Source organism: Psychrobacter sp. AntiMn-1, from assembly GCF_001854065.1.
GTDB lineage: Bacteria > Pseudomonadota > Gammaproteobacteria > Pseudomonadales > Moraxellaceae > Psychrobacter > Psychrobacter pacificensis.
The window spans coordinates 2,924,532-2,944,923 of sequence record NZ_CP012969.1 but is presented as its reverse complement, the minus strand read 5'-3'; the positions used below and the strand labels follow the sequence as shown (position 1 = coordinate 2,944,923).

Genomic DNA, 20,392 nt, shown 5'->3' with positions numbered 1-20,392 from the left:
GTAGCCCAGATTAGTAATGAATCAAACAGCAGAAGGGTAAAAGTAAAAACGCGCCAATTCTACCTGAAATCAGCGCGTAACCATAAACTTTTAAAAGTTTACTGAGTCAATAGCGCCTAGACAACAATCAGTATCATCAATGCGATCAAAATCACAGCGCCAAACAATAACTGATAACGCTTAGTATTGCTTTGCTCTTGTTTTTGCGTCGTGATCAGCGCTTGCGCTTGCTCCCATTGAGACACAAGGTTTGCCGCCTCTATATGACCATTATCTGCCGCTTGCTCTAGCCAGTATTTACCACTATCAATATCTTGCGGCATGCCTACCCCTTGATAGTACAGCTTGCTAAGTAAACGCTGGGCACGGCTGTCGTTTTTGCTAGCGGCTTGTTTCACCCATTCCACGCCAGATTTTTTAGCGTCCTTGTCATCTGCCGTGAGTCCTTCGCCAAGCAGCTCATACATCGCCAAGCGTAGCATGGCAGCCGTATTACCCGCTTCTGCAGCCACCTGTAATGCTAGCAATGCTTTATTTTTTGCTGCTATATGATTGTCTGAAAACACAACTTGGCCACGCGGTTTGTCCTGCTTGGCAATGTGCTGCTCAAACTGATCGAGGACTTTGCAAGCTTGCTGATATTCAGTCACGCCTGCTGTTTGCGGCACCTCAATCTCATCTAGCTCTATGAGCAGCTGGGTAAACATTTCTGGTGTCGGTGGGGTTTTTACAGGCGCCATAGGCTTGGTGGCTGGCGACTCTGTCTTCGTTTTCTCAGGTTTTATTTGAAGCTCTGGTTGGCGCGGCGCGGTACTCACTAATGGTTTAGATACAGTAGTTGCAGCAGAAGGGCGCTCGATATTGGCTGATACTATATTAACATCAGCCAATTCATTATTTACCGGTACGTCCTCTGATGCCTCATAATGACTAGCAGGTTGACTTGTACTGATAGTCGTACTCGAATCTGTCGTTGAGTGAATGCTTTGGGTCGTATTATGCGTTGCTGATTCAGTCTTTAAATAACTAAGAGTATCTGTATTATTAGCTTGATCCGTTAAATCTGGCAATCTTGCGCTGACTGCTTGGTATAGTCCACTCGCCGCCTGTCCCCCTTGTAGCGCTTCAAATGGCCGATCAATATTGCCAAATAGACGCAGCCCTATTGGCTCTAAAGGAAAAAATAAAGGCAGCGCATCAGTAGCCGCATTATTATCACCATAGCCAACGGCCATATGCTGATAAAAGTCATCGGTAATCAATGACAGCTCAGGGTAGCGTTTGCGTAGCTCAAACTGCCCATACCAATGGGGCTTATTTTGCCACTGCTGTGCCAATACGCGACCTGCATAAAACGCCAAAAACACCATAAAGTTGCGATAGTGCTCATCGACTAATAACGTCGCCTCGTTCCATATACCGCCTTTTATCATGTCACGGCGCACCTGAGACAATAGTGTATCAATACGCTGTAAGCTCTCAAGCGACTCATCTAGCGCACAATTATGTAGCTCTGTCTCATATGCGATACCACCTGCGATAGGACGCCCAGCTAAAAAATCTTGCCAGTAGCCTTCTGCAATATAGTCAAGTGGTGTTAAGGGCGAGGCAGACATAGACAAGCGTGTCCTTTTCTAGATAAGTTGATTATAGAGACAATGATAATGATTAAAAATATGAGCATCAAAAACACGGACAGGTTACCTTAACCTAAAATTGAGCGTGCTACAATAAAGGACTAAACAAGCGTACAACATTATCAAATAAGCGTTTTGATCCATGGCGCTGCTGCCACTCTTCATTGCCCAAAATACGGCAACTTTGTAAATATATTTCTTGACAGTCAGCCACTTGAGCGACCATCTCTGGCGTATAAATCGCCAAGCTGACTTCCATATTTAAATAAAAACTGCGCATATCAATATTGACCGTGCCAAACAGACAATAGTCGTCATCGATCACCACGGTTTTTGCATGTAGCAACCCCCCTCGAAATAGCGCAATGGTCACGCCAGCATCCAGCAGCTCTTGATAATAAGCTTGTGAAGCATGTTGCACCAAAAACGAATCGACTTTTTCAGGAACAATAATCGTCACCTCAACGCCGCGCTTTGCCGCTATCGTCAGTGCACCTGATAGCGACTCATCGGGTACAAAGTATGGGGTGGTAATACGAATACGCTTATTGGCACGGTGAATCACAGTCACTAACGTATTGTAAATCACATGCGCTGTCAGCTGCGGTGCTGACGGTATGAGCTGTGCCATCACCTTGTCTACGACAGGCATCTTTGGTATCACAATTGAAGTGCTACCGATACCTGGCTGCTCGTGATAATCAATGTGATCGCTCAATACTTTTACGCGACTGTTTAAGTCGTTGATGGTCGGATCCATCACATAGAGCTTTCGCGTATAGTTATTGATTCGCTGATTGAGCGCATCTAGGTTTTCGTTGTTTTCGGCGCCGATATCAGTAACAATAACTTTGGCCATGGCGGTATTGATACTAATAGAGTGCTGGCTGGTGGTTCTAATCGCCACATCAATCCACTGTCCGACATTTTTATTTTGCTTAAAAAACCGTGGATCAACCAAATTAAAGCTACCGATATAGCCAATATATTCGTCAATGACCACCATCTTACGGTGATTACGCAAATCCGAGCGCTTAAATAGTGTCTTAAGCAGTCCCACTGGCAGCGACTGATGGACAAACACACCGGCTTTTTCTAATTTACGATGGGCACTACTATTAATAAAACTAAAGCTACCTACACTATCAGCCAATATGTGACACTCAACGCCGCGCTGAGCGGCTACTGACAACGCCTCTATCACATCGAGTACTTTTCCTCTGGGATATACAATATAAAACTCCATAAAGACAATGCGCTGCGCTGCATGGATATCCTCAATCAAACGCTGAAAAATCGATGCAGGATCTGTTAACAACTGCATTTGATGATCGGGAAATACTCCTAGCCCTGTCCAGCGCGTTCCTATTTGGCTCACACCGCGGTATTTGATGGGTAGCAGATCTTGTCCTTTATCAAACACCAGATGCTCGCGCCGTGCCATGTCATTCATTATGATGCTTGCTTGATCCACGCGCTCACGGTAGCGTCGTCCAATCATCGGCTCGCCTAGTAGTATGTATGCAATCAGACCGAACACGGGCACGGTATAAAGCACTGCAATCCAAGCAATGGATACACCAATATTACGCTGCACTGACACAACGCGTAACGTCATAACAATCATCAGTATAATATGAAATATCAGACCTAGACCTGCGTACTCTCCCCACGTCCAGTTAGTAAAGATCTGCCCAATCGTAAAAATATCTATGCTGGCCTCCCTCAATCATGCTCAAAAAACAAAGTATCCGTAGTATAGTAGCTTTTCACCATCAAACAACTGCTAACAATCATAACCTGCCTCTAAAAAATACAAGTAAGTATCTACCATATATTACTGTTTTTAATACCATTAAAAATTTATTTCCGATTATTTCATAAAATAGTCAAAATAACGTTTGACAGCCAAGTGTAAATCTATATAATACACACCCACAGCAAGGGGACTTACTTAGATAAGCCCAGCTGATTAAGTTAACGTTAAGTGTGACAGCTAATGTTAATGAAGCAATACAGAAGTTCTATTTAAAGAATTTCTCTTGTAGTAGAAGTTATACCTTATATTGGGTACTGAGCTTCTAGAATTTACGAAAATGTAAATTCTCTTGCGCTCGGACGAAGCAGTGCTTCGTTTGCTCCTCGCTCAGGGTGATTAGCTCAGTTGGTAGAGCGTCTGCCTTACACGCAGAATGTCGGCGGTTCGAATCCGTCATCACCCACCACTTTTTAGCAAGTGGGCTCTTTAAATAAGAGTAAGAAGCTAAGACGACCTAAGCAGCGGTAGTTCAGTTGGTTAGAATACCGGCCTGTCACGCCGGGGGTCGCGGGTTCGAGTCCCGTCCGCTGCGCCATATTTAAAACTTAAGTTTTATACAAGTTTCGCCTCAAACATTAGATTGTTTGGGGTTTTTTTGTGTTTGAATTTCGTCGTTAAGCCTTTATCTATAAGGTGTGTATATTTTACCCCTACTAATTATTTATAATTGGCATAATCTTTGATAATGTATGAATGACAAGTTTTTTTGCATGCGCCCTATCTTCTGAAAAACGGTGACCAAGTACTCGGTGACCAAACGGTGACCATTTTGTGACCAAGGTTATTAAAGTTGCTGACTGTAACTGATCCTTAAAGTTCATGCTTACTGATAAGTCTAGTAGCTTAAATGTGAAGCTCAAACTAAGCTTTAGATAAAGACGGAAACCTTTCTACCCATTCACCGATAACCACTTTGTCAGTTTCAATACAAAATGGTATAGCCCACAATCTCAATTCTTCTGCTAAATAAAAACACTCCAAAGGTATTTCGAACTGATGATGCTTAGGATAAATAAGCATCATGTCCCCACACCCGTTCAAATATTTATAACCATAAGCAAATAACTGATAAATATCCGACTGACTGATATTGAAATTGTTATCACTGTTATTGAAGCTTATTAACTTCCACTTAGTATCAAGTACATGGTGATTTCTTCTTTCTTTACTGATTAATAGATCAGGTTTTAATTGAAAGCGCGGTTTTAAACCTTTTTGGTTATTCACCATGTGCTTACTAGAAGCTTGTGTTGTTAGTTGCCAGGGCGCCTTAATATCTCGTCGTAGGCATCTTGCTACATACTTCTCGAACAAAATTTCCATTGGAAATAACAATGCAATACCCCGATGCTCTCCCTTTTGAAAGTTTGGATTAAGCTTTTCAAGTATTAGTTGGCACCATGGCTTTATCGCTCGGTAGGATTGCAATATTTTGATGTCTGACCACTTATGCATTGAGTTTAGAGGCTCTCTAAGACTCGCTATAGGGTCTAAGATGTGTGAGAACTCATTAGCCAGTCGCCAGTTCTCAGAACTTCTACAGTGCTGCTGTACGTAATCCAATGCCGTTTTAATTAATTGGTTCTCAAGTCGATTGGAATGATAGACATCATGACGAATATGAAAAAGATGAGCTCTACCAACCGTTTGCCTTTGTTGAACTGTAATATCAAGCTGGCCGCGAATAAATCTACTTTCTTCTTCGACTCGCTGATAGTCAAATCTGAGCCCAGACGCTACCAGCTCCTTTAGCAAATATAAAAACTGGTAGTATATCCATTCGTGAATAGGTAGGTTCATTCGATTGAGATTGGCAGATTGAGCCTCTTTATAGGACAATTGCAAAACGGAGCTCAACATTTTGCATAAGACGGCTCTGCTATTATCTGGTTCCTGTAAACCTAACCCTGTCTTTGGTAGTACCTCAATACCTTCGCCGCAAGGACTTTCTAAATAGCCCACATAAGAGTGCAGCTGTAAGTATTGTGGACGCTTATAAGTAATAAACCGTCCATAGCTCTCTTTTTCGCTTAATTGCACTAACCAATCAAAAGTTTCTTGCTTGATAATAGCTAAATCTAAGCTAGGACATGCTGTCTTATCTGTTGTCAGCTGAGCATATTCTCTGACTTGAATCATGCTTCGCTATCCAAAATTTTAGACTCAGTCTGGATTAGTATTTTCTTATAGGATTCAGGATTGTTAAAAGCAGTCTTATTAATATGATAACGACGGTCGTTTAGACCTGTAATACTACTATGAAATAACTCGCTAACGGTCGGAGTTATCTCCCTAGTTTGAACAAACTGTTCTGATGTATGTTTACTAGGATCATTCAACACCCAGCCAATACGCTCCCAATCTGAAAAGAAATATTCCTGAAGTAACGGGATAATCCGTCTCTTAAAAATGTTACCTAATTCAATTTCTCTTTCGTCATCTGAATCTAAGTCTTTCAAGGACCAAAAATACGAGTGCCCTATGACGTGTTCACGATCTAACAGGACTTCAATACGCTGATTCATTACTGTCAGAATTTTAGATACAGCAATGCCATGAACTTTTATGCCATCTAATAGTTTAGGTTGAGGTAATAGCTCAACAAAATCAAATCGACGGCGTAATGCTAAATCTAGCTGTGCAAGAGATTTATCAGCGGTATTCATAGTGCCTAGTATGTAGAGATTTGAGGGTACTGAGAACGGTAGTTTTGAATAAGGCAGTATAACTTCACGCGCATCTGTACCGCCTTTACGCTTATCAGGCTCAAGTAATGTAATAAGCTCACCAAAAATACGGGATATGTTGCCGCGGTTGATTTCATCAATAATAATTAAATGTGGTAACTCTCTAGAATTGGTAGTAGGTTCTGGAGTAAGCAAATGTTTTAATTTTTCTCGATCAATGGTTGTGTCACGTAACTGATAAATAGCCATCTGAGACAATGACTTATCAAATAAACGTTCTTTTGGAAGACTCGGGCTATATATACGCAGCCACTTAACCTTTCTTAATTGCTGAAATCCATAGCGCTCTTTCGTGTCTAAAAATTCATAGTCGTCTGTAATCTCAGCAATAGCACGGAACTTATGGTTACCATTAGATATGATTACTAGATCACCAATACTAACCGCATTTTTGAAAATATTAACAGCTGTAGCTTTATAGTTACTAGGATCATCAGCTAAAGAAATGTTATGCGATTGCTCTATCTTTGCAACTACTTCTCTACGATTACTACAGTTCGAAAAGTCGATGTCATCACCCCAACCTAGAAGCACATAATTGTTATCAATGCATTCATTAAATATCTCATTTTCATCGGAGATATTAGTATTTCCTAAAGAAAGCTTCCATATATTCTTACCTTCAATATTGACTGTTTGTGTAGAGCCCGTCTGTTCTGTTGTTATGGCATTAGTACATAATTGCTTGAAAACACCATCAACCACTTCATAGCTAATGTTTGAATTATTATCGTTTCCTTCTACAACTACAGGTCTAATACCTTCCACGAAGTCCTCTGACCTCTGCTGTCAACAACGGAGAAAAACACTTGGTAGATTTCATCAGGCAGCCTGACGGTAAAAGTCTTGGAATACTTGAGCAGGCGACTTAAATCCTAACCCTTTTTGTATCCGTTGACGGTTGTAAAAAATCTCAATATATCTTGTAACATCAGCGATGGCTTGCTGACGAGTTTCATAGACCTTGTGGTAAATCAGCTCATTTTTTAGCTGACCCCAGAAACTCTCAATCGGGGCATTATCGTAGCAATTGCCTTTTCGGCTCATAGAGCCAGCTAAGCCATGCTTTTGAATGATTTGGCGGTACTGATAACTGCAATATTGGCTACCCCTATCAGAATGCACGATAAGCCCTTTAGCGGGTCGTTTATACTTGATGGCATTGTTTAACGCTTGGCATACTAAATCAGAGGTCATGCGTTTATTTAGGGCATAGCCCACGATTTCTTTGCTATACAAGTCTTTGACCGCTGCTAGATATAACCAGCCTTCATTGGTCCAGATATACGTTATATCGCTGACCCAGGCAATATTGGGTGCTACCACGTCAAATTGCTGTTCTAGCAAGTTTGGATAAACAGGCTTGTTGTGATTTGAGTCAGTAGTCGTTTTAAATCGCTTGTGACGCTTGCAGTAAATACTATGTTCTTGCTTAATTTGTCGCACCATGTAAAGGCTGATGTCATGTCCTTGGTTAGTTAAATGCTGATGTAAGCGTTCATGACCGTAGCTTTCTTTGGTATCCATGTGAGCGGATTTGACCAGTAATTCACAGCGGTTGTGGTGCTGTTTTCGCTTGCTGATGCCTCGCTTTAGCCAGTCATAGTAGCCTGATAGGCTGACTTCAAATAGGGTCGCCATACGTTGTATGCAGTATTTTAATCGATTCTCTTGCATAAAGGCGTACTTGGCTACTGGTTCTTGGCAAAGTACGCCGTTGCCTTTTTTAGAATTTCTCGTTCTTCTTGAGCGATTTTTAGTTGTTTTTTAAGGTCTTTGATTTCATCCAAGGCGGCTATGAGTTCAGGGTTATAGTTTTGTGTGCCTGCAAGTACGCCGCTTTCTGCTTTCCTGTGCCAGTTCGCTAGTGTGTTCATGGGTATCCCTAGCTCCTTAGCCGTTTGACTGATGTTGCCGTTATTTTCTTTGATTTTGGCGATGGCTTCGGCTTTGAAGGTGTCGCTGTATTCTACTCTTTTCTTACTCATGGTAAACTCCTGTTTAGATTACAAGTTTACCAAATATTTTTGTCCGTTTTTTTCAGCATACATCACAAAGGGATGGAGTCATCAGAACGTATATATTTATATGGAAACAACCAGAACTTTAGTGCCTGAGCTGTGGGTACGCCATCAAAATCTTTAGGAAGAGAAATATCTTTCCCAATTACATTTATTAATTTACTAATTAGTTTTTCTCTATTTTTAACTCCAAATTTCATAAAAGCAGCAAAAAAAGTAAAAGGATCTATCTCTTTCAATGCTTCTTTTTTTTCTTCTTCTATGTATTCATCTTCTAATCCTTTAGTATAGTCAATCCCACTTAAAAATGTTATAAACTAATTATCAAACCCAATTGTTATTATAAAGACCATGACTTACTCACTAGATTTTCGCAAACAAGTGCTAAAAAGCTTAGACGAGGGTATGACCTTTGCCGAGGCAGCTGAATTCTATAACCTCAGCCCAACCACGATACAAAACTGGAAGCGGCGTGTTCATAGCAAAACAACCAGGCAAACCAAACCCTATAAAATACCAGATGACGTGCTACTTAATGATGTTAAAGAACATCCTGATGATTACCAGTATGAGCGAGCCCGTCGTCTAAACTGTAGTAAAACAGGCATTTATCATGCCCTAAAGCGCCTAGGCATCAGTCAAAAAAAAGACATTAGAGCATCCAAAAGCTTGCCCAATAAAAAGAGCGGTGTATCAGGGAAAGCTTAATAGCTTTACGCAGCAAGGCTATCCCATCGTTTATATGGATGAAAGTGGCTTTGAGTCTGAAACCATTCGCTCTCATGGTTATGCACCGATTGGTAAGCCTTGTATCGATAGCTACAACTGGCAAGGTAAAAGGCGAACCAACGTTATTGGTGCTCTGTATGAAAAGATGCTGTTTGCGCTTGATTACTTTGAGACAAACATCAACAGCATTGTCTTCTATCACTGGTGCAAACACAAACTAATCCCAAGTCTTAAAACAAAATGCGTGATTGTGATGGATAACGCCAAATTTCATAAAAGCAAACGCATTCAAAAGCTACTAAACAGGCACGGGCATCGTATTCTTTGGTTGCCGCCGTACAGCCCAGACCTAAACCCTATCGAAAAGAAATGGGCTCAAGTGAAGTTTCTACGCCAAGGCTGGATGGAAAACGACTTATCCAAATTGTTTTATGATGTTTGTCCTAGCCATAACAATTTTATTTTGAACTGACTATAATACCAGTTTTAGCGAGTATGTTGACTAACTCTTCCTGCTTGTCCTCGTAGTCAACTATCCAATCCGCAATAGCTTTAAAAGCCGGAATCCATGTGTACTGCTCATTACGCTGTCTGACATCCATTAAACAATCTTCCATATAATTTTTTCTAACTATTAAAAAATAAAAATTTTTACGGCATTAACCCAGTGGGAGATTGCCCAAGTATTTGAGACTATACTCATGCCACTAAAGGCATACACAAAATAGGAGCAACACCATGAGTAAGTCTACGCAATCAAAACCAACTTCAAACCAAGGCAACGGTGGGAATTGGCCAACTAAGAACGGTTCAAGCAATTCGTCGGGATCAAATCGCGGAAATGCAAAGCCTAAATAAATTCAAATATAATCAATTTGGAGAGGCAGATGCGGTAGCAAGCCACATCTGCTTTCAAAAATATGAGATATTCAAGCAACAAAGATTTTAATCATCATATAAAGCGCCTAATAAAGCAAGGCTGGTTATTTAGAAAGAAACGAAAACACAATCAGATCGTTGCACCATGTGGACAGTCTGTTACTTTTTCTAAAACGCCGAGCGATCATAGGGCACTTAAGAATTTTATCAATGATATTAAACATGCAAAAGAAGGATATGTGTAATGAGCAATACAAGCATTAAGAAAACCCCTTATTTCCTCCCTGCTGAAGTAGTAAGAGCGATTGCTAGAGCTATTGATAGCAAGAATGATAGTGAATCGTTAGATAACAAATGTCATGATCTATATCTAAGTAAGAATGAGCTTGACCAGCTTATCAATATACATATACATAAAGTTATCGAACGAGTTGAGCTAAAAAGATCAGTTGAGAACGAGCTTAAGTCTTTGATTGCCCAAATGTTTGACGATTACCTGAAGGTAATAGCAAACTACGGTCTATCAGAGCGAAATAGAGATGATATTGGACCTTGGATAATTGAAGCCTTCTTTTGCCCTCACTTAATTAATATTGTCTCTTTTTTAGGGGTAAGAACAAAACCCTTTCAAAAATCTGACTATATTGAGCTAATGACCGATACCTCTACAAGTTTGGAGCTTGCTTTTAAAATAGTTAAAAAACGGGTTAAAGGTTGGAGTGCCTTTTATGCAGGTTTACCTAAGGGTGATAAGGATAAAATTACGGCCTGGCGTCGCGGCGATGATCTACCCAGTTATGGCAGTTTGCTGTCGATTCTCAACCCTAAGCGCCATGATATCTCAAAAAATATCCTCGTCTTCTTAATAACGGCTCGTGCTATTGGTTACTTTAAAAGACATAATGATTTTGAATTATTAACTCAATATTTCAAGTCGCCTAAATCTCTTGAAGCTCTAATGGTTCAATTTGAAGACTTACTATTAGCACTAAACGAGAGTGATATGCAATATGTAGCCACTCTATATCAGAAGAAAGATGAGCAGTTTCTTCATCGACCTTCTACTATTATTTTAGAACTGCTAACTTATAGTTTAAGCAGTTTTTCGAAGGATGAAATAAAACAGGCCAAAGAATATTTTTTTAATGCATTTGAGCTGAGCCTATATCGGTCAGGACATTTATGCGAGCGAATTATTGAAGTTGGTTTCGTTATTGCTAGCTGGCAAGAAACCCCTGATATGAGCTTAATATCCAAGCTAAAAAGTGTCCAAAATCTATATGGCTACACTCTACCTACGATAGTGACTGGGGATACCAAACGGAAGAAAGAAAACCTAGTTGAAGACTGGGAGATCAATATGTGGCGGAGCAACGCGCAAAGGGTGTTCAGTAATTTCAAGGTTGAACTACCAGAAAAATATCAAGTGAGCTCAGCTATTCTACCTATACATTTAAACGCAAAAGAGCTAGCGCTTGACATCAAAAAGCCCAATAAGAAAGTAAAGCTAAATGACAATAGCAAGCTCCATAGAGATAAGAATAAGAAGAAGCAAGTAACGACACAGCTCATCTGGAATACGTTGCTTGAAGACCTAAATGCTGTTAATAAACTCTTGCAAGCTGGTGCTGACATCAATATCCTCTCTGATAACAATGAATCAGCTTTATTAATTGCTTTGCAGTATATGAATTTAACAGAGCCTCATGAACCAGACGATAGCTTTTATCAAGCGCTTAAAGGTTTGGAGTATACGCCAAAGACAATCAACGCGGTAACCGCTAAAAAGCATCTTTTCCCATTATTAAGTGCCGTGCAGACGGGACGACCTGATGTCGTCGAACATATTGTAAACTTAGGGGCAGATGTCAATCAAAAAGGTGGTGGCAGCCATCTAGACGCACTAACCATGTGTATATCTCTAATCGGAACAATTAAGAACTCAAAACTGCTACTTAACCAGTTTAATATGATGGCTAAAGACCCAAAAGTCGTAATAGAAAAAATGAGCGACTTTGAGTTTTCTACCTTCATCAGAGATACACAAGGTAGTTTTGGTGTTAATAGACAGCAAGTGAAACGCTATCTTGCCCAAAGTAGGGAAAGTTCGGATGCAACGGCTATTCTTAAAGATGTATCTAACTTTTTCCAAGAGAAAATTCAGGCAAACTACGAGATATTCGATTTGAGCGAAATGCGAAAAATAGCAAAGCTACTAATTGATCGAGGTGCAAATCCTAGCGCTAGATATGACTGGCATGGCATCGATGGGTACACTCCATTTTTATTAGCTTGTGAGATTAATGAAGCTGAACTGGTCTCTTATATGTTGGATAACGCTAATGAGTACTCAAAAGATGACATTATCAATACGGTATATAGAGATCGTAGAGATGGTCAAGCTATTGGCTATGAGAGAGTTTGTAAGTATTTTAAATCAGACGATGTGCTGGAAGTCATAGATAGGCATTTAACTTTAGCTAGTAGTGATGAAGTGAATTAACTTCATTAGCGTAATCTTTTAATACAACCTGATAGCCATAAGAAAGTATTATTGCTTTCAGGTTATATTAGATCAAATATACGTATAGCAATCTATGGCATACCTTCAACGACCGTAGTATTCTCATCATTGTATATTCTAAGTTTGGGCTCCATCATCTCGGTTCCATAGTCGTAGACTATAAATTCAGGCTGAAATCTATCTACAGCTTGGCCAATATATACACAGGCCGCATTTGAGGCACAAACCAATAGATGTATTTTTTTAATACCATGCTTCTGATTTAAGTTAGTGAAAATTTCCTTAAGCCTATTAGCTAGTTTTTCACCTTCAAGTGGATGTGCTATTGCGCCATTACCGTACCCATAAGTTTTAGGAGGATATATATTTATTACTGGAAGCTTGTCTTGGACCTGTTGATTAAGATGCTCAATTGTTGCATCAATCATTGCAGCATCTGCGGTTAGTTTGACGCTAACAATAACCTCAGATTGCCCTGAGTCAATCTCTGGCTCGTCAATAATAAATGCATCTTCTCTAGGCTGCACCCCAGGCCACATCCAACTACTAGCATCTCTGTAACGCAGCATTGGCATTAATTTAGACTTATTGCCAAATTTTGCGCCAAAACCTATTAAAGCAAAAGTTGGTCCCAAAGCAAATACAGCTGCGCTACTACCATTAGCCCATGACTTTATTTGGCTAACAGAGTTTCCTATATGCTCTGAACATCTTCTATGGAACTCTTGGATGCTGTGTCTTGAATCAGGAACACCAAAGTCTATAGGAGTTAAGTCATTTTTTGGCCTACACTTGACTACGCTCAATGATTTCGAAATTGACATTGGATCCGGCGTTTCTATACTTTGTCCATTTACGCTCCACGGAATAAAATATACTGGAACAGGTGTATAACTCAATGCGTTGAGTAGACTGTTACATAGCTGAACATGCATAGTTCTCATAGCTTGTAATTTAGATGCGGGATAATCTAAACTAGCTATTCGATCTACTAATCTATGATGAATATCACACAATAATAGAACGTTATCTGGTTCATCTGCTAAATTTTTTGATAAGTATATTATTCCTCTAGGTCCACTCTCAGAAGCTGCAATGTTATGAGCCATGTAACCGAAGTTACCTCTATGCCCTGATAATGAATCAAAATCTAATCTTAAACCGCAGCCAGAAAACATGCATCTACCATGACTCTCTTCCATAACAATGCGTTTGGTCGATTGACTAAATTTGTTTCCTCTTCCTTTAATTTTCTCTCGACCTAAACTCCACCGTTTGAATAATTTAGTAGTTTCCTTGGCATTAAGCTTCTTAGAGCTAATGCTATTTTCATCCCACAGATTCTTAAAGTTTTCTTGTGACTGAAAATCATCCAAACTAAATTCTTCCTTCTCGGAAACTTTTAACCTCGTGTCTATTATGTAGCTATCACTTATGTATGAAACCAACTTTTCATTATCGTCACGCTGAAGAGAAAATCTAAAAACATCAATCAATTCACCGTCATTGAACAGTAGTGTCATTAAGTTATGGTAGCTTGCGTCTGAAAGAAAGCCAACACGATCCCATTGCAATCCTGTTTCTCTAAGATGATCGAGATACTGTTTGGCTGACTCAAGGTCGGTAAATATAGTTTTATTTAAGGATTGATCATGCAAAGTCTGAGTTTTCGCAGATAGGTTATTCGTAGTCATTTTTCAATCGTCCTTATTATAAAAAGGTAAATAGCCTAAAAATATTCTAGAGGTTTGAGAGTAGGCAATCCAAAAGCCAATATGACTCGTACCAACGATGACATACAAAATACGTTCTGATAGGTATTTAGAGCTAGTGAATTGACTGGCTAAATCATTTAAGTCGGTATTAGATGGATTAGGTTTTGGCTCAGGATGTGTATGCCATAGCCCTAGAAGACCACCAAAACCTTTGGTGTCTTTCCAATATTTTTTCAGAGCTTTATCGTGAGATTTGGAACGAAAGAAAGTAGTACGAGTACGCTTATCTCTGAACATGGGCGTCGTTAAGTCGTCTACCAGTATCGTATGACTATCTGGATAGTATCTGCCTAATAATATACCGCCAGCTTCCTTTGATCTTACGTGCGATTGTCTAAAACCGAACCAAGCGGCTATTACAGACTCTGATATTGCGCCATCGTATGCTTTATCATTTTCCTTCCATACGATGCGGTTGTTTAGGTACTGCAACATGAGCATCCTGCCACCTTGATAGAGCTTAATGACTGTGAATAATAACCACCATTTTGTAGAGCTGCCTCATGGTGCTTAGTAGCTTCTAAGCCATAGTCAATCGGTAATTTATTGGTAGCGCACCATGATGTATGCTGAAAAAAACGGACAAAAATATTTGGTAAACTTGTAATCTAAACAGGAGTTTACCATGAGTAAGAAAAGAGTAGAATACAGCGACACCTTCAAAGCCGAAGCCATCGCCAAAATCAAAGAAAATAACGGCAACATCAGTCAAACGGCTAAGGAGCTAGGGATACCCATGAACACACTAGCGAACTGGCACAGGAAAGCAGAAAGCGGCGTACTTGCAGGCACACAAAACTATAACCCTGAACTCATAGCCGCCTTGGATGAAATCAAAGACCTTAAAAAACAACTAAAAATCGCTCAAGAAGAACGAGAAATTCTAAAAAAGGCAACGGCGTACTTTGCCAAGAACCAGTAGCCAAGTACGCCTTTATGCAAGAGAATCGATTAAAATACTGCATACAACGTATGGCGACCCTATTTGAAGTCAGCCTATCAGGCTACTATGACTGGCTAAAGCGAGGCATCAGCAAGCGAAAACAGCACCACAACCGCTGTGAATTACTGGTCAAATCCGCTCACATGGATACCAAAGAAAGCTACGGTCATGAACGCTTACATCAGCATTTAACTAACCAAGGACATGACATCAGCCTTTACATGGTGCGACAAATTAAGCAAGAACATAGTATTTACTGCAAGCGTCACAAGCGATTTAAAACGACTACTGACTCAAATCACAACAAGCCTGTTTATCCAAACTTGCTAGAACAGCAATTTGACGTGGTAGCACCCAATATTGCCTGGGTCAGCGATATAACGTATATCTGGACCAATGAAGGCTGGTTATATCTAGCAGCGGTCAAAGACTTGTATAGCAAAGAAATCGTGGGCTATGCCCTAAATAAACGCATGACCTCTGATTTAGTATGCCAAGCGTTAAACAATGCCATCAAGTATAAACGACCCGCTAAAGGGCTTATCGTGCATTCTGATAGGGGTAGCCAATATTGCAGTTATCAGTACCGCCAAATCATTCAAAAGCATGGCTTAGCTGGCTCTATGAGCCGAAAAGGCAATTGCTACGATAATGCCCCGATTGAGAGTTTCTGGGGTCAGCTAAAAAATGAGCTGATTTACCACAAGGTCTATGAAACTCGTCAGCAAGCCATCGCTGATGTTACAAGATATATTGAGATTTTTTACAACCGTCAACGGATACAAAAAGGGTTAGGATTTAAGTCGCCTGCTCAAGTATTCCAAGACTTTTACCGTCAGGCTGCCTGATGAAATCTACCAAGTGTTTTTCTCCGTTGTTGACAGCAGAGGTCACCACGATTGTAATCCAGTTTTAAGTTCAATCACGAACTCAGCTATAATCACTGCTGTTTTCATAGCGTGGACTGAACCATATGCTGTGAACGCTCCAGCACATCCAGTAATATTTTTTGATAAAACTATGCCAGAAGGATTACTAAACAAACTGGTCTTTATATAATTTGAAGGATTGCCATCGTCATCATAGTAAAGACACTTCAAACAGCCATCTTTATTACTATTAAATCCTAAAATATGACCGCCCAATCCGTAAGCTTCTAGCCAACCAGATGCAACATGAACACTGGTATCATATGTATATAAGCGTCGGCACACTTCGAGTTCTGTTGGTGGGTGACCTGTAGCTAACACTATAGAATGAATTTCAGATAGCTGTTCACTGTTTTGACTAATGAGCCAGTTTAAGATATTAGTCTTGTAAGCTACTATCTCTAACTCAGGTATGTTTTGTTGCAGACGATTTCTAAGGGCACTAACCTTTGACTGGTTAACATCTTGTATTCCAAGGTAATGCCGCATAACGTTGTCAGTTTTCATATCATCATAATCAACCAGTATTAGCTTATCGATATCTGACTCAACCAGTATCTCTGCAACTCTTGATCCAACTGAACCGCAGCCAGCTATCACAACAGTTTTCTTACTTGAAAATTGAGACTCAACCCCAGTACGATTAAGTAAGTATTCGCGCCAGCCACGCTGTAAAGTTTGAGCCTTAAAATTGCGATATTTATTTGAAGTCATATCCTGATAGTAGGAAATGACCAAGTATGTATGCATTTTGGGTGTAGGTATCTCTAAGAGAACGATTTTAAACTTACTTTTCTTGTTTAAGCTGTCTAACTGTTGGGTACTGAAGTTTAAGGTTTGTTGTTCCCACCAGTGTTCATCAAAGGATGTGAAAAGATTAGGAATAACAAAATCCTCGATACGAGGTAAGGATATCTTAGTTACTTTTATAGCAGTATAAGGGCTAGAGCTAAGTGGATGTTGATTAGCTCTGTCAACTAAGTATTTGATGTAATGACACTGAGGTGTATTACGTTGTTTCGTAAGATTAATACACCATGCATATAAGTTGTCAGACTGATTTGGATTATGCGTCGCAATAACAATAGGGTCATCCGATACGACTGTTTGATTGTAACCATCGATCTCTTCATATAAAGCCTCTCTGTTTCCAGCACTGTACGATTCAAGAGCATTCGTCAGAATGCTTATAGCCGTATCTACAGCATATTTGAAGAGACCAAATAAGTCAGCGCTATCAAACATCTCACCTTGATGATCTTTAACACATATCAAGCCGTTATTACCTACATGATCTAATGCTGGTAAGTTGCATTGAGTAACTGATACGGTAGGCAGCAATAGCCAGCGCTTTTGATCAATATATTTGACTGATAAAGGGATTGTCTGTCCATGAATATTTAAATCAAAGCCTATGGCTATAAAACCATCTTTTCTATCCTCACTCTCAATATTCTTGCCATTAAGAGACTGAATGTGTTGTTCAAAGCTTTGCTGTACGCCATCGCTAATTGTCATGACATTCCCTACGCTGATGAACCAGTGCTGACATATGGCGCTTCATTACTTTTTTTAGCTTTATCGGTTTTGTCCACTACTGGAAAGTCATCACCAAAAATTTTTCTTAATGTCTTACTGGCTTCATGCGCGTCTGGCTCATTGACGGCTGATTGTAAATTATCTCTTAGTGTTTCAAAACGCTCCTTAATAATAGCCATATCCTCATCACTAACAGACTTTAGCAAATCACCACCGGGTGTTATAGGGAGATTAATGCTGAGACGACCAAAGTAATCAAAATTACTCAGGATAGTTTCAACTAACTCTAGTAAAACCTCTCCATCATTTTGGGTATCTACACCTGGTTCTAACCAATGATATGCTGCCATGGTCAGCCCAATACTATGAATCTCAACAGATTTATGATGACGCCATCTTTTTAAGTAGCGTACACATCTACGAAACTGTTTACGTTGATCAGAACCATTATCTTCATAGGTATCATTGCCTTTATATAAACCATTGATTATTGAATTGATACCTTCAGGATCCGCTGCCTGCCAAACTCGCTTAGCCTCAGCTAAACCTTTTCTACCTTTAGCTAGATAATATGTATCATCGTATACGTTGCTAGACTTTGCATATATTGGCAAATCAACATGATAATCTGGTTTGCCATCCTTCATATATGTCACTGTCACACATGAACGACTCACTTCTACAGTCCGATTATTGTGTTTGATACAATCTGCGACTAACTCTTTTAATTCGACCGGTTTATAGTCTTCTTTATGGCAGTCCAGTAATACACCAACATCAATATCGTAATCACCAGTTCTGACAGGTTTAATACCTGTATTTAAAGCGTAGCTTCCTTGGTTGAAGCTTCTTTCATACTGAGGATAGCCATCGTCTTTTCTTTCTGCCAATTTACTCTTAAGCTTATCGATGATTAGGTCGCGTTTTTCACGTAAAAAGTCGTTTTCTTCATAAGTGCCTAATTTAATAGCATTATGGAATTCTAAGAACTGTTTCTGCAAATCTGCCATATTACACCTCTCAATAATTGTTAAGTTTTAATAGTTATAGAATATATCAAGTCTCTACCAACATTGATAGGTACAGAACATTTGCATACGACAAATAATGTCGCATCCATCCAAATCAACGCTGAAAAAAATCCAACAATAGCTTAAAGTAGCTCTACCAAAGCAAAAGCTTAAGATATTGCATTACTAGTCGATACCCGGTGAGAGCTATCGCGTTATATGATAAATTACCACTCAGGATATCAAGCACTAAATAAGCCTTTAATGGCTGACAAAAAAAGAGGAAGTAAGGCGATATGCCTATATTGAACTGGTTAAATAAAGAGCAAGCGTTGACCACAGCGCGTGACTGTCCGTATCGTTTGCTAGAGCTAGTGCCAGAATTATCGTATGGCGAGTCAGATACTGACAATATGCTCATTCAAGGCGATAACCTCGATGCATTAAAGGCGCTCATTCCGACGCATTCAGGGAAGGTGAAGTGCATCTTTATTGACCCGCCTTACAACACTAAAAGTGCCTTTGAACACTATGACGACAATCTCGAGCACAGCAAATGGCTGTCGATGATGTACCCACGCTTAGAGCTATTGCATCAGCTACTATCTGAAGATGGTTCTATTTGGATTACGCTTGATGATAATGAAGCACATTATGCCAAAGTTATTTTAGATGAAATATTTGGACGCAAAAACTTTATATCGAATTGTATTTGGCAGAAAGTATACACAATCAAAAACTCAGCAAAATATTTTTCCGAAATGCATGATCATTGCCTCGTGTATGCAAAATCTAAAGATCGATGGCTTATTAACTCTTTACCAAGAACTGAAAAACAGAATAAAGCTTATAAAAATTATGATAACGATCCTAGAGGTCCTTGGAAAGCTACGCCAATCCAAGCTAGAAATTTTTATAGTAAAGGTCTATATGAGGTTAAGTCTCCTTCTGGAAGAGTTATCGATGGCCCACCAAAAGGATCTTATTGGCGTATTTCTGAAGAGTCATTTAAAGCTTTGGAAAAAGATAATAGAATTTGGTGGGGAAAGAAAGGCGATAATGTTCCAGCACAAAAACGCTTCTTATCAGAAATTGAAGGAGGTGTAGTACCATCTACTATTTGGTTCTATGATGAAGCAGGTCATAATGCTGAGTCTAAAAATGAAGTTAGAGCCGTCTTTGAAGGTCTAGAAGATGAGCTATTTATTACACCTAAGCCAGAGAGACTAATACAAAGAATTCTTCATCTAGCTACAAAAGAAGGAGATCTAGTGTTAGATTCGTTTTTAGGGTCTGGAACGAGCGCTGCTGTAGCTTTGAAAATGAATCGTAAGTTTATAGGTGTAGAACTTGGAGAGCACGCAGAAAACCAATGTGTGTACAGACTAAAAAAAGTAGTTGATGGTGAGCAAGGCGGTATCTCAGAAGACGTCAACTGGGCAGGTGGTAGCGGCTTTAAATTTTACCGCTTAGGTGATGTGATCTTTAATGAAAACGGTTCGCTAAAAGAAGGTATTAGCTTTGATGCGCTCGCCGCGCACATCTGGTATGGCGATACTCGGCAATCGCTCCAGCAGTCTACCAAATCACCGCTACTTGGCGTGCATAATGGTGTCGCTTATTACCTACTTTATAATGGTATTTTAGGTGATAGGCGTCCTAACGGTGGTAACGTACTCACATCAAAAGTGTTAGCTATATTACCTCCTCATCCTGAAGACCCCAAAAACGGTAAAAAAGTCATCTATGGTGAGACGAGCCGAATGGGAGACGCTCGCCTCAAGAGTGAAAATATTATATTTAAGCAAATACCATACTGTAACTATCCCCTAAAATAACA

The 20,392-nt window shown here is 39.7% G+C and carries 15 protein-coding genes and 2 tRNA genes; 7 read left to right on the top strand and 10 right to left on the bottom strand.

The features are described 5' to 3' along the window. Positions 1 to 116: 116 nt before the first annotated feature. Complete coding sequence (locus AOT82_RS12770) at positions 117 to 1,616, bottom strand: tetratricopeptide repeat protein (RefSeq protein ID WP_071003419.1); 1,500 nt, start codon at positions 1,614 to 1,616, stop codon at positions 117 to 119. Positions 1,617 to 1,725: 109 nt separating this feature from the next. Further along, positions 1,726 to 3,366 (bottom strand): cardiolipin synthase, encoded by a 1,641-nt coding sequence (locus AOT82_RS12765; protein ID WP_071003417.1) that lies wholly within the window; start codon positions 3,364 to 3,366, stop codon positions 1,726 to 1,728. A 420-nt stretch (positions 3,367 to 3,786) separates the two neighbouring features. Between AOT82_RS12765 and AOT82_RS12760 the strand changes: the two genes are divergently transcribed. Both AOT82_RS12760 and AOT82_RS12755 read left to right on the top strand, forming a co-directional pair. Beyond that, positions 3,787 to 3,862 (top strand) — tRNA-Val (locus tag AOT82_RS12760). 52 nt (positions 3,863 to 3,914) lie between these two features. Then, positions 3,915 to 3,991 (top strand) — tRNA-Asp (locus tag AOT82_RS12755). A 326-nt stretch (positions 3,992 to 4,317) separates the two neighbouring features. Here AOT82_RS12755 and AOT82_RS12750 read toward each other — a convergent pair. From AOT82_RS12750 to AOT82_RS13870, 4 genes are all read right to left on the bottom strand, one after another. Beyond that, positions 4,318 to 5,595: an McrC family protein gene (locus AOT82_RS12750; RefSeq protein WP_071003416.1), complete on the bottom strand. Its 1,278-nt coding sequence runs from the start codon at positions 5,593 to 5,595 to the stop codon at positions 4,318 to 4,320. Next, complete coding sequence (locus AOT82_RS14130; RefSeq protein WP_071003414.1) at positions 5,592 to 6,971, bottom strand: AAA family ATPase; 1,380 nt, start codon at positions 6,969 to 6,971, stop codon at positions 5,592 to 5,594. The genes AOT82_RS12750 and AOT82_RS14130 overlap by 4 nt, the downstream gene beginning before the upstream one ends. Positions 6,972 to 7,025: 54 nt before the next feature. After that, positions 7,026 to 8,191, bottom strand: a protein-coding gene (locus tag AOT82_RS12740; RefSeq protein ID WP_156770960.1) for an IS3 family transposase whose coding sequence is annotated in 2 segments (ribosomal slippage) — positions 7,026 to 7,933 and positions 7,933 to 8,191 — 1,167 coding nt in all. Because the reading frame shifts where the segments join, the coding sequence is not laid out codon by codon here. 62 nt (positions 8,192 to 8,253) lie between these two features. Further along, entirely contained in the window at positions 8,254 to 8,463 is a 210-nt protein-coding gene (locus tag AOT82_RS13870; protein WP_156770997.1) for a hypothetical protein, read from the bottom strand. Positions 8,464 to 8,575: 112 nt separating this feature from the next. Between AOT82_RS13870 and AOT82_RS12730 the strand changes: the two genes are divergently transcribed. From AOT82_RS12730 to AOT82_RS12720, 3 genes are all read left to right on the top strand, one after another. Next, positions 8,576 to 8,932, top strand: coding sequence for an IS630 transposase-related protein (locus tag AOT82_RS12730; RefSeq protein ID WP_071002712.1), 357 nt, complete (start codon positions 8,576 to 8,578; stop codon positions 8,930 to 8,932). Continuing rightward, positions 8,913 to 9,425: an IS630 family transposase gene (locus tag AOT82_RS12725; RefSeq protein WP_227517133.1), complete on the top strand. Its 513-nt coding sequence runs from the start codon at positions 8,913 to 8,915 to the stop codon at positions 9,423 to 9,425. The genes AOT82_RS12730 and AOT82_RS12725 overlap by 20 nt, the downstream gene beginning before the upstream one ends. A gap of 651 nt (positions 9,426 to 10,076) precedes the next feature. Then, positions 10,077 to 12,335 (top strand): ankyrin repeat domain-containing protein, encoded by a 2,259-nt coding sequence (locus AOT82_RS12720; RefSeq protein ID WP_071003412.1) that lies wholly within the window; start codon positions 10,077 to 10,079, stop codon positions 12,333 to 12,335. Between the two features lie 92 nt (positions 12,336 to 12,427). Here the strand turns inward: AOT82_RS12720 and AOT82_RS12715 are convergent, their stop codons facing one another. Then, positions 12,428 to 14,050, bottom strand: coding sequence for an SAVED domain-containing protein (locus tag AOT82_RS12715; RefSeq protein WP_071003410.1), 1,623 nt, complete (start codon positions 14,048 to 14,050; stop codon positions 12,428 to 12,430). A 3-nt stretch (positions 14,051 to 14,053) separates the two neighbouring features. Then, on the bottom strand, positions 14,054 to 14,572 hold the full coding sequence (locus tag AOT82_RS12710; protein WP_071003409.1) for a Mov34/MPN/PAD-1 family protein: 519 nt from the start codon (positions 14,570 to 14,572) through the stop codon (positions 14,054 to 14,056). A 184-nt stretch (positions 14,573 to 14,756) separates the two neighbouring features. Between AOT82_RS12710 and AOT82_RS12700 the strand changes: the two genes are divergently transcribed. Then, a protein-coding gene (locus AOT82_RS12700; protein WP_156770960.1) for an IS3 family transposase occupies positions 14,757 to 15,922 on the top strand; the annotation gives its coding sequence in 2 pieces (ribosomal slippage) (positions 14,757 to 15,015 and positions 15,015 to 15,922; 1,167 coding nt in all). A gap of 42 nt (positions 15,923 to 15,964) precedes the next feature. On the opposite strand, the gene AOT82_RS12695 is transcribed toward AOT82_RS12700, so the two are convergent. Both AOT82_RS12695 and AOT82_RS12690 read right to left on the bottom strand, forming a co-directional pair. Beyond that, the gene (locus AOT82_RS12695; protein ID WP_071003408.1) at positions 15,965 to 17,521 is read right to left on the bottom strand and encodes a ThiF family adenylyltransferase; all 1,557 of its coding nucleotides are present in this window, start codon (positions 17,519 to 17,521) and stop codon (positions 15,965 to 15,967) included. An 8-nt stretch (positions 17,522 to 17,529) separates the two neighbouring features. Beyond that, the gene (locus AOT82_RS12690; protein WP_071003406.1) at positions 17,530 to 18,552 is read right to left on the bottom strand and encodes a nucleotidyltransferase domain-containing protein; all 1,023 of its coding nucleotides are present in this window, start codon (positions 18,550 to 18,552) and stop codon (positions 17,530 to 17,532) included. 296 nt (positions 18,553 to 18,848) lie between these two features. Between AOT82_RS12690 and AOT82_RS12685 the strand changes: the two genes are divergently transcribed. Beyond that, positions 18,849 to 20,390: a site-specific DNA-methyltransferase gene (locus AOT82_RS12685; protein WP_071003404.1), complete on the top strand. Its 1,542-nt coding sequence runs from the start codon at positions 18,849 to 18,851 to the stop codon at positions 20,388 to 20,390. Positions 20,391 to 20,392: the final 2 nt, after the last annotated feature.